At 35.8% G+C, this 650-nt stretch carries 2 protein-coding genes; both read left to right on the forward strand.

Annotated features, from left to right (window positions below; all coding sequences use genetic code 11):
- Positions 1–109: 109 nt before the first annotated feature.
- Complete coding sequence (copA, locus tag C1E58_RS06710; protein WP_010925599.1) at positions 110–247, forward strand: plasmid copy number transcriptional regulator CopA; 138 nt, start codon at positions 110–112, stop codon at positions 245–247.
- Between the two features lie 60 nt (positions 248–307).
- Positions 308–650 (forward strand): Rep family protein (locus tag C1E58_RS06715; RefSeq protein WP_105209817.1); only part of this gene is annotated, 343 nt, incomplete at its 3' end.

The raw sequence follows: 650 nt of genomic DNA on the forward strand, positions 1-650 counted from the left end.
GGCGAGTTTTCGGCGAGTTTTCGGCGATATTTTTAAAAAAATACTAAAAATGTTGCATTTAATGCGTAGTTATGTTACTATTGCTTTATAACTTTATGAGAGGTGATTCATGAAAAAAAGATTGACAATAACGCTTAGTGATTCAGTGCTTGAAAATCTTGAAAAGATGGCAAAAGAAATGGGGTTATCAAAATCTGCGATGATTTCGGTTGCTCTAGAAAATTACAAGAAAGGTCAAGTAAAATAAAAAAAGCCGAGCTGGCAGGCGGGGCTTTTGGATATATTATACTTGGGTTAATTATAACTTATGGCTAAAGAAAAGGCAAGATATTTCACTTTTTTACTCTATCCAGAATCAATTCCAAGTGATTGGGAGTTGAAGCTGGAAACTCTTGGAGTGCCGATAGCGGTTAGTCCGCTTCACGATAAAGACAAGAGTAATGTTGAGGGGCAGAAATATAAAAAACCACACTATCATGTGCTTTATATTGCTAAAAATCCAGTTACTGCAGATAGCGTGCGTTGGAAAATCAAGAAATTGCTTGGAGAAAAGAGTTTAGCAATGGTGCAAGTTGTTCTAAACGTTGAGAACACATATTTGTATTTAACGCATGAGAGCAAAGACGCTATCGCCAAGAAAAAACATGTTT

The sequence above is a fragment of the Streptococcus suis genome, assembly GCF_002964575.1.
In the GTDB taxonomy this organism is placed as follows: Bacteria; Bacillota; Bacilli; order Lactobacillales; family Streptococcaceae; genus Streptococcus; species Streptococcus suis_R.

Bases quoted from the DNA above. Each gene is read 5' to 3' on its own strand.
- copA (WP_010925599.1), top strand. From the start codon at position 110: ATGAAAAAAAGATTGACAATAACGCTTAGTGATTCAGTGCTTGAAAAT.